The organism is Bacillus luti, from assembly GCF_001884105.1.
GTDB lineage: Bacteria > Bacillota > Bacilli > Bacillales > Bacillaceae_G > Bacillus_A > Bacillus_A luti.
Map to the genome: position 1 here is coordinate 146682 of NZ_MACI01000093.1, position 21609 is coordinate 168290.

32 protein-coding genes and 1 pseudogene are annotated in these 21609 nt (G+C 36.2%); 21 read left to right on the plus strand and 12 right to left on the minus strand.

Annotated elements, in window-relative coordinates:
* Positions 1–26: 26 nt before the first annotated feature.
* Both BAQ48_RS23480 and BAQ48_RS23485 read left to right on the plus strand, forming a co-directional pair.
* A complete protein-coding gene (locus BAQ48_RS23480; protein ID WP_000595341.1) occupies positions 27–623 on the plus strand; it encodes an ABC-2 transporter permease in 597 nt (198 codons plus the stop codon).
* Positions 624–869: 246 nt separating this feature from the next.
* Positions 870–1055 (plus strand): hypothetical protein, encoded by a 186-nt coding sequence (locus tag BAQ48_RS23485; protein ID WP_071713021.1) that lies wholly within the window; start codon positions 870–872, stop codon positions 1053–1055.
* A gap of 16 nt (positions 1056–1071) precedes the next feature.
* On the opposite strand, the gene BAQ48_RS23490 is transcribed toward BAQ48_RS23485, so the two are convergent.
* From BAQ48_RS23490 to BAQ48_RS23510, 5 genes are all read right to left on the minus strand, one after another.
* Complete coding sequence (locus tag BAQ48_RS23490) at positions 1072–1329, minus strand: DUF3975 family protein (RefSeq protein WP_071713022.1); 258 nt, start codon at positions 1327–1329, stop codon at positions 1072–1074.
* Positions 1330–1344: 15 nt separating this feature from the next.
* Positions 1345–1659, minus strand: a complete 315-nt coding sequence (locus BAQ48_RS23495) for a DMT family transporter (RefSeq protein WP_016080306.1) — start codon at positions 1657–1659, stop codon at positions 1345–1347.
* Position 1660: 1 nt separating this feature from the next.
* Entirely contained in the window at positions 1661–1993 is a 333-nt protein-coding gene (locus BAQ48_RS23500; RefSeq protein WP_000312344.1) for a DMT family transporter, read from the minus strand.
* Between the two features lie 71 nt (positions 1994–2064).
* Complete coding sequence (locus BAQ48_RS23505; protein ID WP_071713023.1) at positions 2065–2646, minus strand: TetR/AcrR family transcriptional regulator; 582 nt, start codon at positions 2644–2646, stop codon at positions 2065–2067.
* Between the two features lie 97 nt (positions 2647–2743).
* Positions 2744–3721: a LacI family DNA-binding transcriptional regulator gene (locus BAQ48_RS23510; protein ID WP_071713024.1), complete on the minus strand. Its 978-nt coding sequence runs from the start codon at positions 3719–3721 to the stop codon at positions 2744–2746.
* A 316-nt stretch (positions 3722–4037) separates the two neighbouring features.
* Between BAQ48_RS23510 and BAQ48_RS23515 the strand changes: the two genes are divergently transcribed.
* Positions 4038–4574 (plus strand): DNA polymerase III subunit delta, encoded by a 537-nt coding sequence (locus tag BAQ48_RS23515; protein WP_071713072.1) that lies wholly within the window; start codon positions 4038–4040, stop codon positions 4572–4574.
* Between the two features lie 39 nt (positions 4575–4613).
* On the opposite strand, the gene BAQ48_RS23520 is transcribed toward BAQ48_RS23515, so the two are convergent.
* Positions 4614–4997 carry a rhodanese-like domain-containing protein gene (locus BAQ48_RS23520; protein WP_000108655.1) on the minus strand — a complete coding sequence of 128 codons (384 nt, stop codon included), beginning with the start codon at positions 4995–4997 and terminating at the stop codon, positions 4614–4616.
* A 170-nt stretch (positions 4998–5167) separates the two neighbouring features.
* On the opposite strand from BAQ48_RS23520, the gene BAQ48_RS23525 reads away from it, so the two are divergent.
* Entirely contained in the window at positions 5168–6004 is an 837-nt protein-coding gene (locus BAQ48_RS23525; RefSeq protein WP_000514087.1) for a lipoate--protein ligase family protein, read from the plus strand.
* 181 nt (positions 6005–6185) lie between these two features.
* On the opposite strand, the gene BAQ48_RS23530 is transcribed toward BAQ48_RS23525, so the two are convergent.
* Positions 6186–7028, minus strand: coding sequence for a hypothetical protein (locus BAQ48_RS23530; protein ID WP_071713025.1), 843 nt, complete (start codon positions 7026–7028; stop codon positions 6186–6188).
* Positions 7029–7299: 271 nt separating this feature from the next.
* On the opposite strand from BAQ48_RS23530, the gene splB reads away from it, so the two are divergent.
* The 3 genes from splB (at position 7300) to BAQ48_RS23545 (ending at position 9614) form a co-directional block, all read left to right on the plus strand.
* Entirely contained in the window at positions 7300–8325 is a 1026-nt protein-coding gene (gene splB, locus BAQ48_RS23535; RefSeq protein WP_071713026.1) for a spore photoproduct lyase, read from the plus strand.
* Between the two features lie 144 nt (positions 8326–8469).
* Positions 8470–8898 (plus strand): transcriptional regulator MntR, encoded by a 429-nt coding sequence (gene mntR / locus BAQ48_RS23540; RefSeq protein WP_001143071.1) that lies wholly within the window; start codon positions 8470–8472, stop codon positions 8896–8898.
* 53 nt (positions 8899–8951) lie between these two features.
* A complete protein-coding gene (locus BAQ48_RS23545) occupies positions 8952–9614 on the plus strand; it encodes an HAD family hydrolase (RefSeq protein ID WP_071713027.1) in 663 nt (220 codons plus the stop codon).
* On the opposite strand, the gene BAQ48_RS23550 is transcribed toward BAQ48_RS23545, so the two are convergent.
* Positions 9611–10012 (minus strand): SA1362 family protein, encoded by a 402-nt coding sequence (locus BAQ48_RS23550; RefSeq protein WP_001014469.1) that lies wholly within the window; start codon positions 10010–10012, stop codon positions 9611–9613. The two genes, BAQ48_RS23545 and BAQ48_RS23550, sit on opposite strands and share 4 nt — an antisense overlap.
* Positions 10013–10091: 79 nt before the next feature.
* A complete protein-coding gene (locus BAQ48_RS23555) occupies positions 10092–11012 on the minus strand; it encodes a DUF1385 domain-containing protein (protein ID WP_000807114.1) in 921 nt (306 codons plus the stop codon).
* Between the two features lie 244 nt (positions 11013–11256).
* Between BAQ48_RS23555 and BAQ48_RS23560 the strand changes: the two genes are divergently transcribed.
* The 4 genes from BAQ48_RS23560 to efp are packed head-to-tail and all read left to right on the plus strand — an operon-like array spanning position 11257 to position 13883.
* The gene (locus BAQ48_RS23560) at positions 11257–11745 is read left to right on the plus strand and encodes a YqhR family membrane protein (RefSeq protein WP_071713028.1); all 489 of its coding nucleotides are present in this window, start codon (positions 11257–11259) and stop codon (positions 11743–11745) included.
* A 52-nt stretch (positions 11746–11797) separates the two neighbouring features.
* Complete coding sequence (gene aroQ / locus BAQ48_RS23565; RefSeq protein WP_061687153.1) at positions 11798–12238, plus strand: type II 3-dehydroquinate dehydratase; 441 nt, start codon at positions 11798–11800, stop codon at positions 12236–12238.
* A gap of 4 nt (positions 12239–12242) precedes the next feature.
* Positions 12243–13304 carry a Xaa-Pro dipeptidase gene (pepQ, locus tag BAQ48_RS23570; RefSeq protein ID WP_000411051.1) on the plus strand — a complete coding sequence of 354 codons (1062 nt, stop codon included), beginning with the start codon at positions 12243–12245 and terminating at the stop codon, positions 13302–13304.
* Between the two features lie 21 nt (positions 13305–13325).
* Positions 13326–13883, plus strand: a complete 558-nt coding sequence (gene efp / locus BAQ48_RS23575; protein WP_000626515.1) for an elongation factor P — start codon at positions 13326–13328, stop codon at positions 13881–13883.
* 36 nt (positions 13884–13919) lie between these two features.
* Here the strand turns inward: efp and BAQ48_RS23580 are convergent, their stop codons facing one another.
* Both BAQ48_RS23580 and BAQ48_RS23585 read right to left on the minus strand, forming a co-directional pair.
* Complete coding sequence (locus tag BAQ48_RS23580) at positions 13920–14240, minus strand: hypothetical protein (RefSeq protein WP_071713029.1); 321 nt, start codon at positions 14238–14240, stop codon at positions 13920–13922.
* Positions 14221–14575 (minus strand): annotated as a pseudogene (locus tag BAQ48_RS23585) (GNAT family N-acetyltransferase); the annotation flags it as partial. The pseudogene BAQ48_RS23585 and the gene BAQ48_RS23580, both read right to left, overlap by 20 nt.
* A gap of 224 nt (positions 14576–14799) precedes the next feature.
* On the opposite strand from BAQ48_RS23585, the gene BAQ48_RS23590 reads away from it, so the two are divergent.
* From BAQ48_RS23590 to BAQ48_RS23630, 9 genes are read left to right on the plus strand one after another with little or no spacing between them, the layout of a single operon-like run.
* Entirely contained in the window at positions 14800–15081 is a 282-nt protein-coding gene (locus BAQ48_RS23590) for a YqhV family protein (protein ID WP_000816054.1), read from the plus strand.
* Positions 15082–15109: 28 nt separating this feature from the next.
* Positions 15110–16036, plus strand: a complete 927-nt coding sequence (gene spoIIIAA / locus BAQ48_RS23595; RefSeq protein WP_071713030.1) for a stage III sporulation protein AA — start codon at positions 15110–15112, stop codon at positions 16034–16036.
* Positions 16030–16545, plus strand: a complete 516-nt coding sequence (gene spoIIIAB / locus BAQ48_RS23600) for a stage III sporulation protein SpoIIIAB (RefSeq protein ID WP_071713031.1) — start codon at positions 16030–16032, stop codon at positions 16543–16545. The genes spoIIIAA and spoIIIAB overlap by 7 nt, the downstream gene beginning before the upstream one ends.
* Positions 16546–16559: 14 nt before the next feature.
* Positions 16560–16763: a stage III sporulation protein AC gene (gene spoIIIAC, locus BAQ48_RS23605; protein WP_000020914.1), complete on the plus strand. Its 204-nt coding sequence runs from the start codon at positions 16560–16562 to the stop codon at positions 16761–16763.
* A 23-nt stretch (positions 16764–16786) separates the two neighbouring features.
* Positions 16787–17170: a stage III sporulation protein AD gene (spoIIIAD, locus tag BAQ48_RS23610; RefSeq protein WP_077317075.1), complete on the plus strand. Its 384-nt coding sequence runs from the start codon at positions 16787–16789 to the stop codon at positions 17168–17170.
* 10 nt (positions 17171–17180) lie between these two features.
* Positions 17181–18353, plus strand: a complete 1173-nt coding sequence (gene spoIIIAE, locus BAQ48_RS23615) for a stage III sporulation protein AE (protein ID WP_000946108.1) — start codon at positions 17181–17183, stop codon at positions 18351–18353.
* Positions 18354–18365: 12 nt separating this feature from the next.
* Positions 18366–18998: a stage III sporulation protein AF gene (gene spoIIIAF / locus BAQ48_RS23620; protein ID WP_071713032.1), complete on the plus strand. Its 633-nt coding sequence runs from the start codon at positions 18366–18368 to the stop codon at positions 18996–18998.
* The gene (gene spoIIIAG, locus BAQ48_RS23625) at positions 18988–19650 is read left to right on the plus strand and encodes a stage III sporulation protein AG (RefSeq protein WP_071713033.1); all 663 of its coding nucleotides are present in this window, start codon (positions 18988–18990) and stop codon (positions 19648–19650) included. Before spoIIIAF ends, spoIIIAG begins: the two co-directional genes overlap by 11 nt.
* A gap of 15 nt (positions 19651–19665) precedes the next feature.
* Entirely contained in the window at positions 19666–20337 is a 672-nt protein-coding gene (locus tag BAQ48_RS23630) for a SpoIIIAH-like family protein (RefSeq protein WP_071713034.1), read from the plus strand.
* A gap of 123 nt (positions 20338–20460) precedes the next feature.
* Here BAQ48_RS23630 and BAQ48_RS23635 read toward each other — a convergent pair whose 3' ends face one another.
* Positions 20461–20655: a DNA recombination protein RecO gene (locus tag BAQ48_RS23635; protein WP_071713035.1), complete on the minus strand. Its 195-nt coding sequence runs from the start codon at positions 20653–20655 to the stop codon at positions 20461–20463.
* Between the two features lie 463 nt (positions 20656–21118).
* Here BAQ48_RS23635 and accB point away from each other — a divergent pair, with 463 nt between their 5' ends.
* Positions 21119–21607 (plus strand): acetyl-CoA carboxylase biotin carboxyl carrier protein, encoded by a 489-nt coding sequence (gene accB / locus BAQ48_RS23640; protein WP_071713036.1) that lies wholly within the window; start codon positions 21119–21121, stop codon positions 21605–21607.
* The last annotated feature ends 2 nt before the right edge of the window (positions 21608–21609 follow it).

Below are 21609 nucleotides of genomic sequence, written 5' to 3' on the forward strand. Positions count from 1 at the left end.
CATTTTCATATTAGGGGGTGTAATACATGATCAAGCAACTAATTTTAAAAGATTTCATCATTCAATGGAAATTTTTAATTTGGTACATACTGTATCCTGTTTTCTTTTATATGGCCTTAACAGATACGGAAAATTTATTCATCATTATGTCAGTAATTATTACAATTGGGGCAACAGTAAAAACATTTGAAGCAGATAGTAAAAATGAGAGTGAAGTTATAGTAAATAGTTTACCAATATTGAGAAAACAAATTGTGTATGCGAAATATATAGTAGCAATTATTATTCTTTTTATAAGTGTAACGGTCGGTTGTTTCACGATGGGAATGAAGAGCGGGGTTAACTTATTTGAATTTATTGAAACGACAATAGTTGCTAGTATTAGCTTTATTTTAGTGTATTTAAGCTTTGTATTACCAATATCCTTTTGGCTAGGGTATAAGAAAACTATTTTTATTACGATAGTAATATTCATGGCACCGATAGTTGTTTTAGAAGTTTTGTTTCAAATCAACTTGGAACAAATTCAATTATATAATACCTTGTTATTCATTGGTTCAATATGCATGTTCATAGCATCTATCTTCGTTTCAGTAAAAATATATGAAAAAAGAGAATTTTAAAAGGTGCCCTACAAAAGGCACCTTTTTCAATAACGACAATATGAAAGTAAGAGTTTATAAACAGAGAGGCTATTCGGTACATCTTTCGGAGTATGTAATATAAAGCTGAAAACGATAACGAGTATGAGAAAGAGGAAAAATAAAAATAGGATTTGCTTATGTATAGAATTTTGCATATTATCCACTCCTTTTTTAGGTAGTATGTCCAAAAGAAAGGAGCGTATGAAAAATGTTAGGGGGAGAATGATGAATAAAAGAAAATGGTTATATAGAATAGGGATATTTTTATTTTCAATCGGTCTCATATTATCAAATTTTTATTCAGATATACCATCACCATTTCCTAATTTACATAAAGGGGTCGGTATAAGTGTTGTCATAGTTGGTCTTCTTTGTCTTATCGCATCAAACTTCTATAGAAAGTCTGAATGAATATAAAAAAGGACAGTTACTCTTTTTCAGAAGTACTGTCCTTTTTAAATAATTTATTCCATAGTTTGGCGATACTCCATATAATGACGATTGCAATGGAGGCGATAATGGACCAAACAATTGATATAATTTCAAGTGTCATGTTAGGAAGGAATGTGAAAATGGATAATACTCTATGAAACAACCATTCTATTATATGAAAACTTATTTGTAATAGAATGACGATACCAAGTGTACTCCATGCTAACATTTGCCTTCCTTTTTCTTTCCACATGACATTCACCTCACGTTAGCTTAATAGTTTTAAGCCAACAGCGCCGCATAGAATGCAACTTAAGAAGGCAAGGCGACGCCAATCCGCTGATTCACGGAAAATTAGAATGCCTAGAAGTGCACTACCGGCAGTTCCGATTCCAGTCCAAATCGCGTAAGCAGTTCCCATCGGTAACGTGTCCATCGCAAGGGATAAGAAGAAGAAACTTACTGCGAAGTTAGCGATTAAAATAACTTTTGGTGCCCAGCCTTTCTTTTCAGTGGCTACTTTCATAAAGAGTACACCAATAATTTCACAAATACCAGCTAGAATTAAAAATACCCAAGCCATTTTATGCGGCCTCCTTCGCTTCTTTTTCTTCTGTTACTCGTTTTAAACCAATTACTCCGAAGAAGATTAAACCGATTAATAATACTTTTACAATAGAGAAAGGTTCTCCAAAGACGAAAATCTCTGTCAGAACGATTCCGCCAGCCCCAATTCCTGTGAAGACTGCATATACAGTGCCGACAGGTAAATCTTTATAAGCTCTAAATAATAAGACGAAACTAATTGTAATTAATAGCGCAACACCAGCCCATTCAAGTGGTGCCTCCGCTTTTTTTAGTCCAATCACCCAAAAGATTTCAATAATACCAGCTATGATTACATAAATCCAAGCCATGTGTCATTTCTCCTTCCTACCAGTCGTTAGGTAAAGGGCTTAAAAACGACGCATTGCAAAGGAGCAATCCGTCAGTTTGAAAGTCCGCGCCAAAATACTTTCCAAGAAGCGTCTAAACGTGTCTCAAAACGATTTAAACCTGCGTATAGTAGTTCAACCATGAGACCGTCAAGTAAGCATAGAAAAGCCTCTAAGGCATCTTTTACTTCAATGTTATGCAGCTCATCTTGTTCGCTTGCTCTTTTAAATACAGGGAATAAAAGTTTTCCGACGTTTTCAATGTGCACATTTGCTTTATTAATAATTTGTTCGCGAAATGCATCAGGCGGAAAATAAGAAGTTCGTAACCAAAACATGGATTCTTCACTTTCACCAAATCGTTTTGCATATCCTTTTAATAAATTTAATAGCAATTCTTCAGTGGACGAATTGGAAAAGCTTTCGATATCGCCTGTGAAGCTCTGCAAATCTTTTTGAAGAGCCGATTCTAAGCATATAAAATATAGCTCTTCTTTTCCTTTAAAGTGTGCGTAAATTGATGGTTTTTTAATCCCAACTTCTTGAGCAATATTTGCTAATGAAGTTCCTTCGTAGCCGTAGCGTGCGAAATGAGAAAGTGCTACAGCTTTAATGCGGTTTGCTGTCATTTTCATCCCCTACCTACCGTTCGTTAGGTTCATTATATGAGATAGGAAATATAAAGTCAATAGGTGAAAGACTGAAAAAGAGCGTTATCGTCAACGCTCCCTTTTAGACTGTTTTTCGCTCAATTAAATGGAATGAAAGTTCTTCTGAGTTCCCGGTTATTTGTTCGTCTTGCATCTGTTTATGGAATAAGGTGAAAGCGCGTGATCCCATCGTGAGACCAGGATGTTCAATGGTCGAAATGTCTAACGCCTTTGAAATTTCATGATTATCAAATCCAAGAATAGCGAGGTCTTCGGGGACTCGAATGCCATGTTTTTTAGCCTCTGTTAGTAAGCCGGCGGCAACTTGATCATTCGCTGTGAAAATAGCGGTTGGACGATTTTTCATCTTTAAAATACGATGAAGTATTTTTGCACCATCTTGCATCGTATAACATTGATGGAAAATCCAATCGGGATGTACTGTTTTACCATCTTTATGAAGTGTATCAGCAAATGCCTTTTCACGCTCCATAGAATTAGCACTTGTTTTTCTTGCTAAACAAATCGCGATTTTTTCATGGCCTTTATTGAGTAAATAGGCAGTACCGAGGCGGAAGCCTTCATAATGATCTACATAGACAGATGAAATGAGGGGGTGGTTCATTTTTTCACATGAAATAATAGGGGCAAATTTGGCGAAAGGTTCAATTTGTTCCCATGAACTCGTTTGAGAGCAAATAATCATTCCGTCGAATTGTTTCATTTTCATCATTTCAAGAACGCGAATTTCTTCAATACTATCGTAATTTGTTTGGCATAAATTAATGTGGTATCCAGCTGCTAATGCTTCGTTTCCGATTCCTTCAATAATGGTACTGAAGTAGGGGAGGTTAATAAAAGGGAGCATAACACCGATCGTATATGTTTTACCCTTTATTAAATGAATAGCATTTATATTTTTCGCATAGTTCAATTCTTCAACAGCATCTAGAACACGCTTACGTTTTTCTTCTTTTACGTAAGGGTGATTATTCAGGACACGAGAAACAGTTGATATAGATACACCAGCAGTTTTTGCAATTTGTTTTATATTGGCCATATGTATCACCTCTTTCTCTTATTATAAAGGGAAAAGAATAAGAAAGAAAAAATCTTGACCTGAAAAGCTTTTCACAAACTATGTTATTAAAGAAGCTTCTTTTTATTCGCGTAACCTTTTCATTTGGGCGTAAGAATGACAGGAGGCTTTTTGGTGTCTATAAAAAGTTTTGTCAAAATGTGTGAGAATAACGTGGAAAGTATTCAAAGGAGGAGTTTGCTAACGAAGCGAATATGAAGAGCATATAAACGCTTCATTTGTTAAGAGAGCGGTAGGAAAGGGCGGAAACAAATTGAAAAAAAGAATCATTTGTTTCGTGTTTTCTAGTCTAGTGCTAAGTTCGTGCTCGTTTCAGCAAACGATGCAAGAAGAAAAAAATTTTGTGGGAACAACAGGCGGGGCTATGGATCGTGTTACGGATCCCATTCCGCTTAAGGAAATCCCGAAATATTTTCCGGTGAAGTTTAAAGCTCCGACATTTTTACCATACGACATTACGAGTGATGTGAAGGGGGAAGTAAGGACGATTGGAAAAAGGAATAAGGTCTTAACGATTAAATATAAACAGCAGGAGCAAGGTAGGCGTGAATATATTGAGTTAAATGTTGCGGATTTTTCTTATAATTTTCCGGATTTCGTGGAAGAGAAACGATTTCAAGAGCAAATAAGATTGAATAATGGAGCAGCCGCTTATTTTAAAAATAAGGATGACTTTGAACGAGGGGAGGAGTTTGCGACGCTTATTTGGAAAGAGAAGGGGATTGAGTATCAGCTATTGTATCGTAATGTAGAAGAGAATGATGTAGATGTGATTAAGCAAAATTTATTATACATTGCGAACAATATGAAATGAAAAAACTAGCTGTATGATGCAGCTAGTTTTTGTATGTTATTATTTCTTTTTAATTTTTCCAGTCCACGTTTTGAATCCACCTTGTAATTGGTAGAAATCTTTGTAGCCTTGTTTCTTTAAGTATTGAGCCGCACGACCAGTACGGAATCCGCTTTGGCAGTATAAGTAAACTGGTTGATCTTTACGAAGTTCTTTATGACGAAGGCGAATTTGTGATAACGGAATGTTACGTGCGCCTAAAATATGCCCTGCAGTATATTCGTCTGCTTCGCGAATATCGATAAGCTGTGCTTTACGGTAACCAGCGCGAAACTCTTCTTCTGAAAGTGTTGTAATTAATTTTTTCTGATAGAAATACATCCATACAGTGTAGCCGATGAACGCTACGATTACGGCTAATAAAATAATCCAAGTTGTTGACACGATTCTATCGCTCCCTTTTTTCTTATCCTACTTTCAATATTATAATGCCCGTATGTATTTATGCAACAGATTCATTTGTATATACGAAGAAATTTCGTATTCTTTCACAAATTTTGTCGAATTTGGTAGACTAGAGAATGTGAAAAATAATTGGTTATATGAGGTGCAGGATGGGAAAAGAAAAATGGTGTTATATTAACTCTGGTCAATGTTCACCAGCATTTAATATGGCGTTAGATGAATGTTTATTAAATTGGCAAAGTGAAAAGAAAATGCAACCAACAATTCGTTTTTATGAATGGGAAGTACCAACATTAACAGTCGGTTATTTCCAGCGTGTTGAAAAAGATATTAATATGGATATAGTTAATGAAAAGAAATATGGATTCGTTCGTCGTCAAACAGGTGGTAGGGGTGTATTACACGATAAAGAATTAACGTACAGTGTTATTGTGTCTGAAGATCACCCGAATATGCCTAAAACAGTTACAGAAGCGTATCGTATTATTTCGCAAGGTTTATTAGATGGTTTTAAAGCGCTAGGATTAGAAGCGTATTACGCAGTTCCGAAAACAGAAGCAGATCGTGAAAATTTAAAAAATCCACGTTCAGGCGTATGTTTTGATGCACCATCTTGGTATGAAATTGTAGTAGAAGGAAGAAAAATTGCAGGTAGTGCGCAAACACGTCAAAAAGGTGTTATTTTACAGCACGGATCGATTCCGTTAGAAATAGATTTAGATGAATTATACGACCTATTTTTATTCCCGAACGAACGGGTGAAAGAACGTATGAAGAGTATGTTCTCTTCAAAAGCGGTAGCAATTAATGAATTGACAGACCGTACATTTACGATCGAACAATTAATAAAAGCGTTTGAGGTTGGGTTTGAAAAAGGATTAGATGTAGAGCTTGTTCCGTATGAATTAACAGAAGAACAGTTACATGAAGTTCAAACGTTAGCGAAAGAAAAGTATGAAAGTGATGAATGGAATTATAAAAAATAAGAGATGGCGATTGCCACCTCTTATTTTTTTATCCCGCTATTTGCGGACAGTAAGCATCCTGCCCAAAAACTCTGCTGGGTAAAGAAGTTAGGCGGGAGCTGGGCTACCCGTAAACTCCCGATTTGTGAAGGCTAATAATCAGCGGGGGATGAACAAAACCCCCACTGATTAAAGTTTCACTTTATAGTAAATTAAGTACTTTTTCTACTTTGATTCCTTTATCTTGTAAAGAACGAAGGCGATTTACAACGTCCATAATTTCTTTGTCGAATGTAACGCTAATACCTTGGCTTTGTAGTTCTTCTTTTAAGCTTTCGATAGAATCATCTATGTCGATGCCAAGCTCGTAATCCTGACAAACTTCAATCGTCTTTTTCACGAGTTTAACATAATTTTCTTGTAATTTTGAGTTTGTTTCAGTCAAAGCAGGCTGCTTCGGTTTTGCAGGAGCAACCGGTGCTGTCTCTTGCTTTGTAACTGGAGTCGGTACTTCTTTTTTCACAGGTGCTGGAGTAGATAATTCTACAGCAGCTTCTACGCTGACTGGCTTCGGCGTTGATACCGGAGTAGGCTTAGGTATTGCAACAGGTGCTTCTACACGCGTAACAGGCTTTGGAGCAGGTGTAACTGCTTTTGGAGCTTCTACAACTACTTCTTTTTTCGGCGCTACTTCTACAGGTGCTTCTTCTTGCTCAGCAGCCTCTTTATTTTCTTTACTCCACATAACGCGTTCTATTTCTAGAGAAACATTGTTTTTGTTCATCGCTGTTAATGTAACTTTACCAACTTCAGCGTTTCCAGTGAAATCAACAATCTTATAAATAACACTCTTGTTCCAATCCACGTTTCCGCTCAAAAATAATTCTTCGTTACATTTCGGCGTTAAGCCCTCGATTTTAATTTCTGCGTTTACACCGTTTTCACTATATACCATAATTAGCGAAGCATTTACATCTTCGTCTGCTAACATTAGTTCACGTACCATTTTGCCGGTGCGTACTTGCGTTTTCTTCTTAACTGACATCTAATTTCTCCTCTCAAAAACTCAGTAATAATAAAAAAATCGTATAACGAAAAATAATTGCTCACGAAGATTTATGATACCGATAATAAAAGCATCACGTCAACAATTAACTTTAATTATTTTGCATTTTTCTTATTTTCTTTATGAAATTTTTCAATTTGTAAAATTAGACAGAAGAAAAACAGCCTTTTGAAAGGCTGTTAAAACGTGGAAAACTTTAGTGAGTGTTAATTTTTTTACGTTTCCCATACTAACGAGAGGAGGGAAGCGTATGAAACCATTTATGCCAAAAATCGTCTACTTTGAACCGAAGGCGCTTGAATATCCACTTGGAAAAGAGCTATATGAGAAGTTTACGAAGATGGGATTAGAAATCCGTGAAACGACGTCTCATAATCAAATTAGAAATTTGCCAGGCGAGAATGATTTGCAAAAATATCGTAATGCAAAGGCGACGCTTGTTGTTGGGGTGAGGAAGACATTAAAGTTTGATACGTCAAAACCATCAGCTGAATATGCAATCCCGCTTGCAACAGGGTGCATGGGACATTGTCATTATTGTTATTTGCAAACGACGCTTGGGAGTAAGCCTTACGTTCGTGTGTATGTTAATCTTGATGAAATATTTCAGAAGGCAAAGCAATACATGGACGAAAGAGCACCTGAAATAACAAGATTTGAAGCGGCGTGTACATCAGATATCGTTGGGATTGATCATTTAACACATGCATTAAAGCGGGCGATAGAGTTTATTGGAGAAAGTGAATACGGGCGTTTACGTTTCGTTACGAAATATTCGCACGTTGATCATTTGTTAGATGCAAAACATAATGGGAAAACTCGTTTCAGGTTTAGTATTAATTCACGGTATGTGATTAAAAATTTTGAGCCAGGGACATCACCCTTTGAAGAACGAATTGAAGCGGCTCGTAAAGTAGCAGGCGCGGGTTATCCACTTGGGTTTATTGTTGCGCCACTTTATATGCATGAAGGGTGGGAAGAAGGATACCGTGAACTATTTGAGCGACTGTACAATGCGCTAAAAGACTTGTCGATACCGAATTTAACGTTTGAATTAATTCAACATCGCTTTACAAAACCGGCAAAAAAGGTCATTCAAGAGCGTTATCCGAATACGAAACTTGAAATGGATGAAGAGAAGCGTAAATATAAATGGGGACGATACGGAATCGGAAAATACGTTTATAAAAAAGATGAAGCGGAAGTATTAGAAGAAACAATAAGAGGTTATATACATGAGTTTTTCCCTGATGCAGAAATACAATACTTTACTTAAGAAGAGTCTGTATACAGATACAGATTCTTTTTTGTTTTATATATTTAGGCTTGTTTTCAACTTGTCACGTTATTCTTTCTGGTGTATCATTTTATTGATTGCTTCGTACGGAATGAGCAAAATGAAATTGGATGGAGGAAACCGATGCCTACCCCTAGTATGGAAGATTATATTGAACAAATTTATTTGTTGATTGATGAAAAGGGTTATGCCCGCGTATCTGATATTGCTGAAGCGCTTAGTGTACATCCATCCTCTGTAACAAAAATGGTGCAAAAATTAGACAAAGATGAATATCTAATTTATGAAAAATATAGAGGGCTTGTATTAACATCAAAAGGTAAAAAAATCGGAGAACGTCTCGTATACCGTCATGACTTGCTAGAGCAATTTATGCGTATTATCGGTTTGGATGAAAGTAAAATTTACAATGATGTAGAAGGAATTGAACATCATTTAAGCTGGGAAGCAATTGACCGCATTGGTGATTTAGTGCAATACTTTGAACAAGATGAGGTTCGAGTGGAAACCCTTCGTGGTGTTCAAAAAGCAAATGAAGAGAAAAGTAATTAAGGGGAACGTATGTCGTTTCCTTTTTTATTTCAATCGAAAAGGATGGGAGAATTATGAAAGCAATTATTTTTGATTTTGATGGATTAATTGTGGACACAGAAACAATATGGTTTCACTCTTTCAGAGAAGCCGTTCATGAGTATGGCGGGGAGTTACCTTTAGAGGAATTTGCAAAATGTATTGGAACGACAGATGATGTACTATATGCATATTTAAATGAGCAATTAAAAGAGAAGTTTAACAAGCATTTATTAAAAGAAAAAGTGAAAACTTTACATAAAGAGAAAATGAAAATAACAGAAGCTCGTGACGGTGTAAAAGAATATTTAGAGGAAGCGAAAGAAATGGGATTGAAAATCGCATTAGCCTCTAGTTCATCTAGAGAATGGGTTATTCCTTTTTTGGAAGAGCTACAAATTCGAGATTATTTTGAAGTCATTAAAACGAGAGAAGATGTTGAAAAGGTAAAACCAGATCCAGCACTTTATCAAATTGCGATAAAAGATTTAGGGATTGATCCATCTGAAGCGGTTGTATTTGAAGACTCGTTAAACGGATTGAAAGCAGCGATTGCAGCAGGATTAAAGTGTGTCGTTGTACCTAATGATGTGACACGGAACTTACCCTTTGAAAATCATCACCTTCGAATTGAAAGTATGAAAGATAAAAGTTTGAAAGAAGTGCTTCAAAGTATAAAAAAAGACCGTATTTCCTAAAAGGAAGCACGGTCTTTCTTTTTGTTTTTCTTACCTTCAATGACAGTTAAATGAGATTGTTTTCTTTTTCGTTTCACAGTAGAAGAATTCCCTTTTTTGCCCTTGTCATTAGAAGCATTTGACTTAAAGAAAGAATTGCTTAGGGGTGCTACATTTTGTTTCCCGTGTTTGCGGTTCGATTGTTTTGCAGCGCGCTTATATGAGCTTTGCGAATTTGCAGAACCACTAGAATTTGTAAACATCTTGTATAGCAAATAAAAGATACCGACAACAAGTAACATGTACCCGATATTTCTTAATACACCCATTGGGTTTGTAATAACAGATGAAACAAGGCCGAATATTGCTAATCCGATAATAAGCACAACTATAGCGAATGTAAACGAACGACCGTTCATAAGGAACACCTCCTAAAAACATATATTAAAATTAGTATATTAACGATGAGGAAAGGAGTTGAACACCATTTTTAAATAATTATTGTTTGTTTTCTAAACGTAATAATTCTTCAAACGATGCAATGGCTACTTCCACTTGATCATCTGTTGGTTCTTTCGTTGTTAATAGTTGCAGCCATAATCCTGGATAGCCAAGTATACGCAATACAGGAACATCTCGTAATCGATTCGTAAATTGCAATACTTCAAACGAAATGCCGAGAACGACTGGAATTAATAAAATTCGGTTTACTACCCTTGCCCAAAGTGGATCTGTAGGGACGAGGAAATAAACAAACATTCCAATAATGACTGTAAATATAATAAAACTACTACCACATCTATAATGGAGGCGGGTTTGTTTTTGAACATTTTCAACAGTCAATGAAAGGTTATTCTCATAAGCATTGATCACTTTATGCTCCGCACCGTGGTACTGAAATACCCGCTTAATAAGTGGAGTTAAAGAAATAAAGTATATATAGCTCAATAATAGCATGAGCTTAATGACACTTTCGACAATGATTTGCCCTGTATGAGATGGGAAAATCGGTCTCGTTAATTCAGCTAGTAGTGCAGGAACTGCTGTGAAAATTACTTTTCCGAATATGAAAGATAAAACACCAACTGCTGCAACTCCTAATACCATCGTTAATTTTGATTGTTCTTCTTTTTTATTTGCAATTTGTTCGTCTTCTTCTGGGTGGACATCAAATCGTTCTGAAGCAAAGTTTAAATGCTTCGCTCCATTGGCACTTGCATCCACAATAGCTGCAATTCCTCGTAAAAATGGAATTTTTTTCAGGATAGATAATGCTTTGTTACGAACGCGTGGTAATCGATAAAATTCAATCGATTTATCTTTACGACGAACCGCTGTAACAGTATATTCTCTACCACCAAACATAACTCCTTCTATGACTGCTTGCCCGCCATATATTTGTTTTGACTCTTCTGCCATGTTAACACCAACCTGTATTTGTTTCTCTCTTATGTAGAAAAAGAGGCAATTGTCATACTGGGTTCTGTCATTTTGAAATAAGACAATCACCAAGTTTCCTTTATTTTATCGACAAATACAAGTAGATGACAAGGGGAAATGTTACGAGAGTCGGACATTTCTTATTCTTTTTATAGACAAATTTCGCAGTATTTAAACATGCTTCAAAACAGTTTCGGGCATACTATTGAACGGAGGTGTCGATGTGAGTCAAGAACAATTAGGAACGAGGAATTTTTTGCAAATTGGTTTGTTTGGTGGAATCTTTTGGGGAGGGATATGGTATTTCCTTCATATTTTTTCATTTACGGAAGCTGGACCGAATTATTTCCTTTTACCATTTGCGTTTGGGGGTTGGAAGGAAGGGGTATGGGGGAACGTGTTAGGAATTGTTTGTATGGGATTTCTTTCGATTTTAATTGCCTTTTTGTATAAAGCATTTTTTGCAAAATTTGAAGGGATTCTTCCAGGGATGATTTACGGTCTATTTTGGTGGGCGTTACTATTTTTCGGAATGGGGTTACTAGCGCCTGCTATTAAAAGTGCACTCCATTTACCGAAAGAAACAATTGTGACGACGATATGCATTTTTATATTGTATGGTGTGTTTATAGCATACTCTGTTTCCTACGCAGTGAATACCAATAAAGCCGAGCGAGAAGGGGAAGAGAAGACAAACTATTCAAATAAGTAACTCCTATGTTAAAATGTTGTATAGATATTTAATATTAAGGAGTTTTAAGCATATGAAAAAGGTACTCCTCGTAAACGGTCCTAACCTAAATCGCCTCGGTGTCAGAGAGGTAAATGTATATGGAAAGGGCACGCTAGCGACACTTGAAGCAGATATGAAGCAAGAAGCAGAAACAATGGGAGTGGAATTAGAATGTTTCCAATCAAATCATGAAGGCGCGATTATCGATCGTATTCATGAGGCGGAAGATATATATGAAGGGATCATTTTAAATCCTGGAGCATTTACGCATTATAGCTATGCGATTCGAGATGCAATTGCGAGCATTTCGATTTCTGTCATTGAAGTACATATTTCTAACATTCACCAGCGTGAGTCGTTCCGTCACGAATCTGTGACGGCAGCTGTTTGTGCGGGACAAATTGTTGGATTTGGTTTTTATGGCTATAAGTTAGCGTTATTTGCATTAATGGAGAAATTGAGGGAGGCATAAAGTAATGGAGAAAATTGAAAGATTAAGAAGTGCATTTGATGAGGCTGGTATTGACGGTATCTTGTTAACAAATGAACATAGTCGCAGATATATGGCTAACTTCACAGGAACAGCTGGTGTTGTACTGATTTCGAAAAATCGTGCTCAATTTATTACAGATTTCCGTTACGTAGAGCAGGCTACTAAGCAAGCTGTTGGATATGAGATTGTACAGCATGCAGGATTAATTATCGATGAAGTTGCAAAGCAAGTGAAGGAACTAGGAATTCAAAAGCTTGGCTTTGAGCAAGATACTCTTACATATAGTTCTTATTCAGCTCATAAAGAAGCGATCGATGCTGAATTTATCCCAACTTCTGGGCTTGTAGAAAAGTTACGCTTGATAAAGACTGATTCAGAGATTAAGATATTAAAGGAAGCTGCACAGATTGCAGATGCTGCCTTTGAACATATTCTATCATTCATTCGCCCGGGAGTATCTGAAATTGAAGTGTCAAATGAACTTGAATTTTTCATGAGAAAACAAGGAGCAACATCTTCTTCGTTTGATATTATCGTTGCTTCAGGTCTTCGTTCGGCATTACCGCACGGCGTGGCATCTGAAAAAGTGATAGAAACAGGAGATTTCGTTACATTAGACTTCGGCGCTTATTACAAAGGATATTGCTCTGATATTACTCGTACGATTGCAGTCGGTGAACCATCTGATAAATTGAAAGAAATTTATAATATCGTTTTAGAAGCACAACTTCGTGGTGTGAACGGTATTAAAGCTGGTTTAACAGGCCGTGAAGCAGATGCGCTAACGCGTGATTACATAACGGAAAAAGGATACGGTGAATACTTCGGACACTCTACTGGTCATGGAATCGGTCTTGAAATCCATGAGGCACCAGGTTTAGCGTTCCGTTCTGATACAGTACTTGAACCAGGTATGGCTGTAACAGTAGAACCAGGTATTTATATTCCAGGTATTGGCGGCGTACGTATTGAAGATGATATCATTGTAACGAGTGAAGGTAATGAAGTAATTACGAAATCACCAAAAGAACTTATTATTTTGTAATACACAGGAGGATTTTTTTACATGATTTCAGTAAACGATTTTCGTACAGGTTTAACAATTTCAGTGGATAATGCCCTTTGGCAAGTACTTGATTTCCAACACGTAAAGCCAGGTAAAGGTGCTGCTTTCGTTCGTTCGAAACTACGTAACATTCGCACAGGTTCTGTTCAAGAGAAAACATTCCGTGCTGGTGAGAAAGTAGAAAAAGCACATATCGAAAACCGTCGTATGCAATACTTATACGCGAGCGGTGAGGCTCACGTATTTATGGATAACGGAACTTATGAGCAAATCGAACTTGGTGAAAACCAAATCGAGCGCGAGCTTAAATTCCTAAAAGAAAACATGGAAGTAGCAATTATGACTTACCAAGGCGAAGTACTTGGTGTTGAACTTCCAAATACTGTTGAATTACAAGTGGCAGAAACAGAGCCTGGTATTAAAGGTGATACAGCTTCTAACGTAACAAAACCAGCTAAATTAGAAACTGGTCTTGTTGTACAAGTACCAATCTTCATTAACGAAGGCGAAATGCTTATCATCAACACTGGTGAAGGTAAATACGTTTCTCGTGCATAGTAAAAAAGCACTCGTGATTATCACGAGTGCTTTTTTTTATAGGAAATAGGGAAGGTAGTAAATCGCGGTGACAACAAAGCTAATTAAAACAAGTGAAAGAGTACCCGCTATATATGGTGTGAAAACGAATTGAAATGGTTTTATTTCACCAGTCTCAACGCCAGTTAATGTTTTATTTATTGTGTGATCCATGTTGTTATTTCTATAGTTACTCATAATAATTAACCATGTAATTGCAAATATTGCTAAACTACCAAGGAAAAAGGTATCCATAAATGACCAACCGACCAATATTGAAAAAAGATAAATAAGAGCTAATTCTACTACAATCGTTAAACTAATTTTTAATGCCTTCATGTACTTCCTCCTCAATTTTTAATTCCAACCAATTTAAAAAATTATCGTGTGATACGACATGTAGTGCACAAGATGACTTTACTTTTTTCTCTAATGCATCTTGTTCATCCGAAAACTCGGCTTCCACATGCAATGAAGTATAAGGTAATTTCTCTTGTGCTTTTCAAGAACGAATACTAGTTTTAGCATCAGCGAATACGTATGTAAGTTGTAAGTCTAAAAATGCAATTGTAAAGATCTCTTTTTTTAACCTCCTCGTTATAGCCTTTTCCCCAGTATGGATAGCCGAGTCAACTCCTGATGTGAGATTGCCTCTTCTCATTTGCATATCGTAAATCGAGTGGTAATACAGAGTAATATGCTGCATTGTTTATAATCTCTTTTGTTATTAAATATACCATAAAATACCACTTGATAATAAGAATATTCAGATAGAAAGAGGGTGGTAGAGAAAAATTATGTTTTTACTTCTGAAATAGACAACCCCTGCATATGGTTGTACAAATATATTCTTTTTTGGAATGTAGAATTCGTAACCGTTACGGGAGAAGGTGGGAGAATGAAACAGTGGCTAGCGGCAATGGAAACATCTGTGCTTGTAATGGGATTACTTCGGTTGTTTTCAGGTAGCGCGGAAATATTCGCCGCTTTGCTTATGCTTTATGTGAATGATGCGAAGAAAGCATTGTTTATAAATGGTATGTTGGCGTTTGTTGGGCCGACCGTATTAATTTTAACGATGACAATTGGGATAGCGAGTGTAGCAAGTGAGATTTCTTTCTTAAAACTCTTTTTTCTAGCACTTGGAATTGGCTGTATTTTTATCGCGTTGTTGAAATAAGTAAGCCAGGTATAGTGGGGAGAAGCATATGAAAGAAGTATTAGAGGTTTTACCGAAGACGATGAAACAGTTAGTGGAAGGGTGTAAGCAATATGATACTTTAGAGGAAATTCGGGTTCGAATTGGAAAACCGCTAGAGTGTATTGCACATGGAGAGGTATTTTTTTATGACTATATCACTACAGCAGAAGATGCTATTTACTTATTGAATAAGTTAAGTCAATTCTCGATTTATACGATGGAAGAGGAATTGAAACGAGGATATGTAACGCTTCGAGGGGGACATAGAATTGGTCTAGCTGGAAAAGTCATTACAGAAAAAAGCGCAGTGAAAATGATTCGTGATGTCTCTTCATTTAATATTCGTATTGCTCGTCAAAAAATAGGAATAGCTGAGCCACTTTTGCCGTATTTGTATGAAGCAAGATGGTTAAACACAATGGTAATTGGCCCACCGCAAACAGGGAAAACGACACTGTTAAGAGATGTAGCACGCTGCATGAGTCAAGGGGTAAGTGCCTCGGACATCCCTTCTTGTAAAGTGGGAATTGTTGATGAGCGGTCAGAAATTGCTGGCTGTGTGAAAGGAATCCCTCAGTATGAATTTGGCACACGAGTAGATGTGCTAGACGCATGTCCAAAGGCTGAAGGCATGATGATGATGATTCGTTCTATGAGCCCTGATATTTTAATTGTGGATGAAATTGGCCGTAAAGAAGATAGTGAAGCGATTATGGAGGCGGTGCATGCAGGGGTTCAGCTTTTCATAAGTGCACATGGATTCTCCTATGAAGATGTTGTGAAGCGGCCATCGCTACAGGCGGTGCTGGAACTGGGTGTATTTGATAGGTTTGTGGAACTGTCAAAAGCAAGAGGTCCAGGGACAGTTATGCAAGTGAAAGATAGAGATGGAAAACCAGTACTATCAAATAGAAAGGCTGGGGGCGTATGGTGAAAATAATTGGTGCAGTGTTAATAGTTGCAGTTAGCACCTTTTTCGGTTTTTCATACGCTAAGAGGTACAGTGAGAGACCGAGGCAACTTAGATTGTTAAAAGCGGCACTTCAATCACTAGAAGCAGAAATTATGTACGGGCACACACCTTTATCCGAAGCCGCTGAGCGATTAGTTAAACAAATGCCGAAGCCACTAAATTGGATATTTCAAAGTTTCGCTCAAAAATTAGAGAACGGAGAACAAACAGTAAGAGAAGCTTGGATAGATAGTTTGAAAGAGAACTGGAAGTTAACAGCATTTCAACAAACTGAGTATGAAATACTGCAGCAATTTGGTGAAACGCTCGGACAACATGATCGCGACTCTCAACAAAAACATATTCGCTTATGTATTACACATTTGGAGAGAGAAGAAGGAGAAGCGAAAGCATTACAACTGCAATATGAAAAAATGATTAAGAGTTTAGGAGTACTAGCAGGACTACTTATCGTAATTTTACTGCTATAGGAGGGAGAAAGGCGATGTCCATTGATGTTGGATTAATATTTCAAATCGCCGGAATCGGCATTGTTTTAGCTTTCATTCATACCGTACTAAAAGAATTAAAGCGTGAGGATATTGCAAATTGGGTTATCCTTGTCGGTTTTGTCGTTATTTTATTTCATGTTGCATTTTTAATTAATACGCTATTCGACAAGATTAAAAGTGTCTTTCTCTTCCAGTAAAGGAGGCGGTTCGAATCGAAATTATACAAATTGTCGGATTAGGCCTCGTTGCTACGTTTTTAGCAGCTGTTTTAAATCAGCATAAATCTAGTATTACATCATTATTTATTGTGTTTGTAGGCAGTGTAATGTTTCTTCTTTTAATCGATCAAATTCACGCTATTTTACAAATGATTGAGAGAGTAGCCAGTGAAGCGAAAGTTAGCAACGTATATGTAGAAACGTTATTAAAAATTATTGGGATTGCTTATATTGCCGAGTTTGGAGCGCAAATTACAAAGGATGCAGGGCAAGGTGCCATCGCTTCGAAAATTGAATTAGCTGGAAAAATCTTAATTCTCGTAATGGCAATTCCTATTTTGACGGTTGTAATTGAAACTATTCTCGGATTTTTACCGACGGGATAAGGGGGAGTGAATGTTGAGGAGGTTTGGAGCTAAGCTGCTATTTGCTTGCTTCCTTTTCTTTTCTTTACCAGTTGTTGTACAAGCTTCTCCTGTAGAAACAAACGTCGTTGATCAACAATTGGATAAGCTCGGAATTGAAGATGTGAAGCAATTTTGGGACGGGCTTGTTACAAAATATGGAGGCTACTTACCAGAGAGTCAAAAAGGAAGTTTTATGGAGTTTGTAAAGGGAGAAAAAGAATTCTCTATAAAAGAGTGGATGATAGGTTTATTAAAATATTTATTTCACGAGCTTGTTGCAAACGGAAAGCTACTTGGAACGCTCATTATGCTCACAATTTTTAGTGCACTGTTGCAATCATTGCAATCTGCTTTTTCAAAGAGTAGTGTAAGTAAAATTGCTGATGCAGTTGTATATATGGTGCTTATTATTTTCGCTTTAAATAGTTTTTATGTCGTTATGACATATGCAAGAGAAACGATACAAACAATGGTAGATTTCATACTAGCACTATTACCAATTTTGCTTGCGCTCATAGCAACCGGGGGCGGTGTTGTATCTGTATCGTTTTTTCATCCGATTATCATTTTCTTGATGAATACAAGTGGGCTTCTTATGAATTATATTGTTCTACCACTTTTATTACTTGCAACGATATTAAGTATTGTAAGTACGATGAGTGATCAATATAAAGTTACGAAATTGTCCAAGCTTTTGCAAAACGTTAGTGTCGGGATTATCGGTATCTTTTTAACGATTTTTTTGGGGGTATTATCTGTACAAGGAACAGCGACAGCTGTTGCTGATGGGATAGCGGTGAAAACTGCTAAATTTGTAACAGGGAACTTTATTCCTGTAGTAGGAAGGATGTTTACAGAGGCGGCGGATACTGTTATTAGTGCGTCAGGATTATTAAAAAACACAGTCGGAATTATCGGGCTCGTCATTCTATGCTTAATTGTCGCTTTTCCAGCGATTCAAATCTTTTGTATTGCGTTTATTTATAAGTTCGCAGCAGCAGTATTGCAACCAGTTGGAGGCGGAGCGATTATTCAATGTTTAGATATCATTGGACGGAGCATCATTTACGTATTTGCTTGCTTAGCTATCGTATCATTTATGTTCTTTTTAAGTATCACAATTATTATTGCTGCGGGGAACATTACACTTATGATGCGGTAGGGGGTGGAGAGTATGCAATTTGTTACAGAATGGATTAGAAATATTATCGTTTTTTTACTCTTAGCGACAATGCTTCATCTTATTCTTCCAAATTCCAATTTGCAAAAGTACGTTAAATTCGTTGTAAGTCTATTATTAGTTGTTTTAATTTTAACGCCCCTTTTTAAACTATTGCAAACAGATGTAAATGAAGTAATCGCAAATTTTAATGAAGAAAAGTACGTGGCAGAAGGATCTGTAAAAAATTCAATAGATTCGAAGAAAAAAGAAATACAAGCTCTAACACGTGCATATAGTTTAGAAGAGATGGCTACCAAAATGAAAAAAGAAGTAGGAAAAGAATTTGAGAAAAAGTATGGTATGGCAGTCTCTGAAATACAAATAGTCGCAGCGGAAAGTGCAGCGGAAGTAAAGTCAGCGAAAGATATTCAATCTGTTGTTGTGACGTTGAAAGAAAAAGAACGTAGTAAAAATGATGCAATTGAAACAGTAAAGCCAGTTGAAATTAACACGAAAGAACCTCCGAAAAAAGTAGAAGAAACGAATGTAGAAATGAAAGATTTCTTTTCAAGCAGGTGGCAACTAGAGAATAAACAAATCCAAGTTCAAATGGAAGGGAGGACAGGTAGAGTAAATGGACAATAAAGATAAAAATTCGAAGTTCTCATTTTTTCGAAACTTATTGAATGGGGATGAAAAAGAAAGCAATGAGAAGGGAAAAAAGGTGACACCTAAGTTTTTACTTGTCCTACTCATACTTGGAATTTTGCTTATGTTTTCTAGTAGTTTATTTTCAAGTAAAAAAGAAGAAGTACCTGTATTTAAAGAACAAAAAACTCAAAATCAAGAAAAAGATGTACCAACTTTCGGACAAAAAAATAACGATAGTATGTCAAATGTAGAAAAGTATGAAAAAGCGTATGAACAAGAATTAAAAGCAGCTTTAGAAGAAATAGCAGGAGTAAAAGATGTAACGATTAAAGTGAATTTGGATTCATCAGAAGAAAAAATATTAGAGAAAAATACAGTGAAACGTTCACAAACAACAGGTGAAACAGATAAGGCAGGCGGCAAGAGGGAAGTAGAGGACGAGTCTCTTGATGAAAAGACAGTCATTATACGTGAAGGGGATAAAGAAACTCCCGTTGTTTTACGAACAGAGAAACCGAAAGTGCGAGGTGTCCTTGTCGTAGCAAAGGGAGTGGATAACATACAAGTTAAAGCGATGGTAAAAGAAGCTGTCATACGGCTGCTAGATGTACCAGCTCATCGCGTTTCAGTATCACCGAAAAATTGATAGGGAGGAAATAAAGTGTTAAAAAAACAAACGGTTTGGTTATTAACGATGTTAAGTTTGGTGGTTGTACTATCTGTTTATTACGTAACAACTCCTGACAAAATGAATACAGCATCGCCGACAACAGGTGAAAAGATTGGACAAGAAAAACAAGGTACTGATAAAGCAGTAACAAATGAAACGCCAAGCAAAGAAACAACAAAAGAATCTTCAAACAAAGAAAATACAAGTAAGGAAACACCAAATAAAGAAACAGATAAAGAAACAGATAAAAAAGAGAGTGCCAAAAAAGAAACAAGTAAAAAAGAAGCTAACGTATCAGTTCAATCAAGTGATGAAAACTTCACAGCTTTACGCATGCAAATGGATGATCAGAGAAGTGAACAAAAAGCAAGATTACAAGAAGTAATGAATTCATCAAAATCTTCAGCAACAGAAAAGAGTAAAGCAAAAGATAATTTTGATGCAATTACTACAATGGAAACGAAACAAGAATTACTTGAAACAGTAATTAAGTCTCAAGGTGGATATAAAGATGCCCTTGTAAGAGCTGATGGAACTGACATTAGAGTAACTGTTAAAGCGGCAAAGCATTCACAAAAAGAAGCGAATAAAATTATACAGCTTGTAAGAAGTGAAGGCGGATCAAAAGATGTAGGTGTGAAATTTGATCCACCAGCAAAATAAATGGAATGTTAACCCGTGGGGAATTCCCCACGGGTTATTAGCGATTGTATGCACGTGGTAGGAAGAAATAAAGTTTTATGTACTTCAAAATAGTTAGATAAAAATAATAATAGAAAAAAGCTATCATTTTCGATAGCTTTTTTCTATATCATCTTTGAAGTTGTTTTTACTATGTTCAACTCGAAACGGAGAAATACGCTGTGAGTAAAAGATTAACGGTTCATGGTTGTGGTGATTACTTTTCCCAGATTTGACGTGGATGAAGAGAACAAATGCCCAGACCATTACGGCAGGTAAGAAGAGAATGAGCCATATCATATGTCCACACCTCGATACAATATATTTTCTACACTTTGAACATACTATTTTTATATGAAGGAACGATGAACGGTGTGTAAACAAAAAAATAATATTTGGTAAAAATATGTTATTGACTATAAATGAAGTGAAGAGTGGAGAGGGAATTGTATGTGTATTGTGTAGTATTTTTGAGAAGTAAGGAATGTTTTTTAGGAAGTGGTCTTGCCAATTTTGTGTGAAACTTGGTATTATTACTAGGTAATAATTTTTTTGGTGGAATAATATTTTTACAGGAGTTTCGATTTATTACAAAGAAAAATAAATTGGAATGTTTAAAAAATTTATCGTAAGATAGGAATAGTTAATATTTCTATTAGTAAATGAAATGAATTATCTAATAGAATACATCGTATTTTTACAGCCAATCTAGTTTTAGTATCTGTAAAAACGGGACAAACAAGAGTATGGGAGTGGATTTTACATGTTTAAAATTCAAGAAGTTCGTGAATTAATTAAATTAATTGATAGCTCTAATATTGATGAATTTGAATACAAAAAAGACGGTACCACAATTAAAATGAAAAAGCGTGGTAATGAAGTTGTTGCGATGCAAGCACCTGTAGCAAAACAAGTTATGCAACCAGTGGCACCTGTTGAAGTAGAAACAACAGTGGCAGCAGCACAAGTGGAAGCACCAAAACAAGAAGAGAAGAAAGCTATTCAAAATGAAAACCTACATAAAATTACATCACCGATGGTAGGTACATTCTATTCTTCTTCTTCGCCTGATACACCTGCATATGTAAGTGTAGGGGATAGAGTATCGAAAGATTCTATCGTATGCATTGTCGAGGCTATGAAATTATTTAACGAAATCGATGCTGATGTAGATGGCGAAATTGTTGAGATTCTTGTTAATAATGGACAGCTTGTTGAGTATGGACAACCGCTATTTCTTGTAAAAGCGTAATA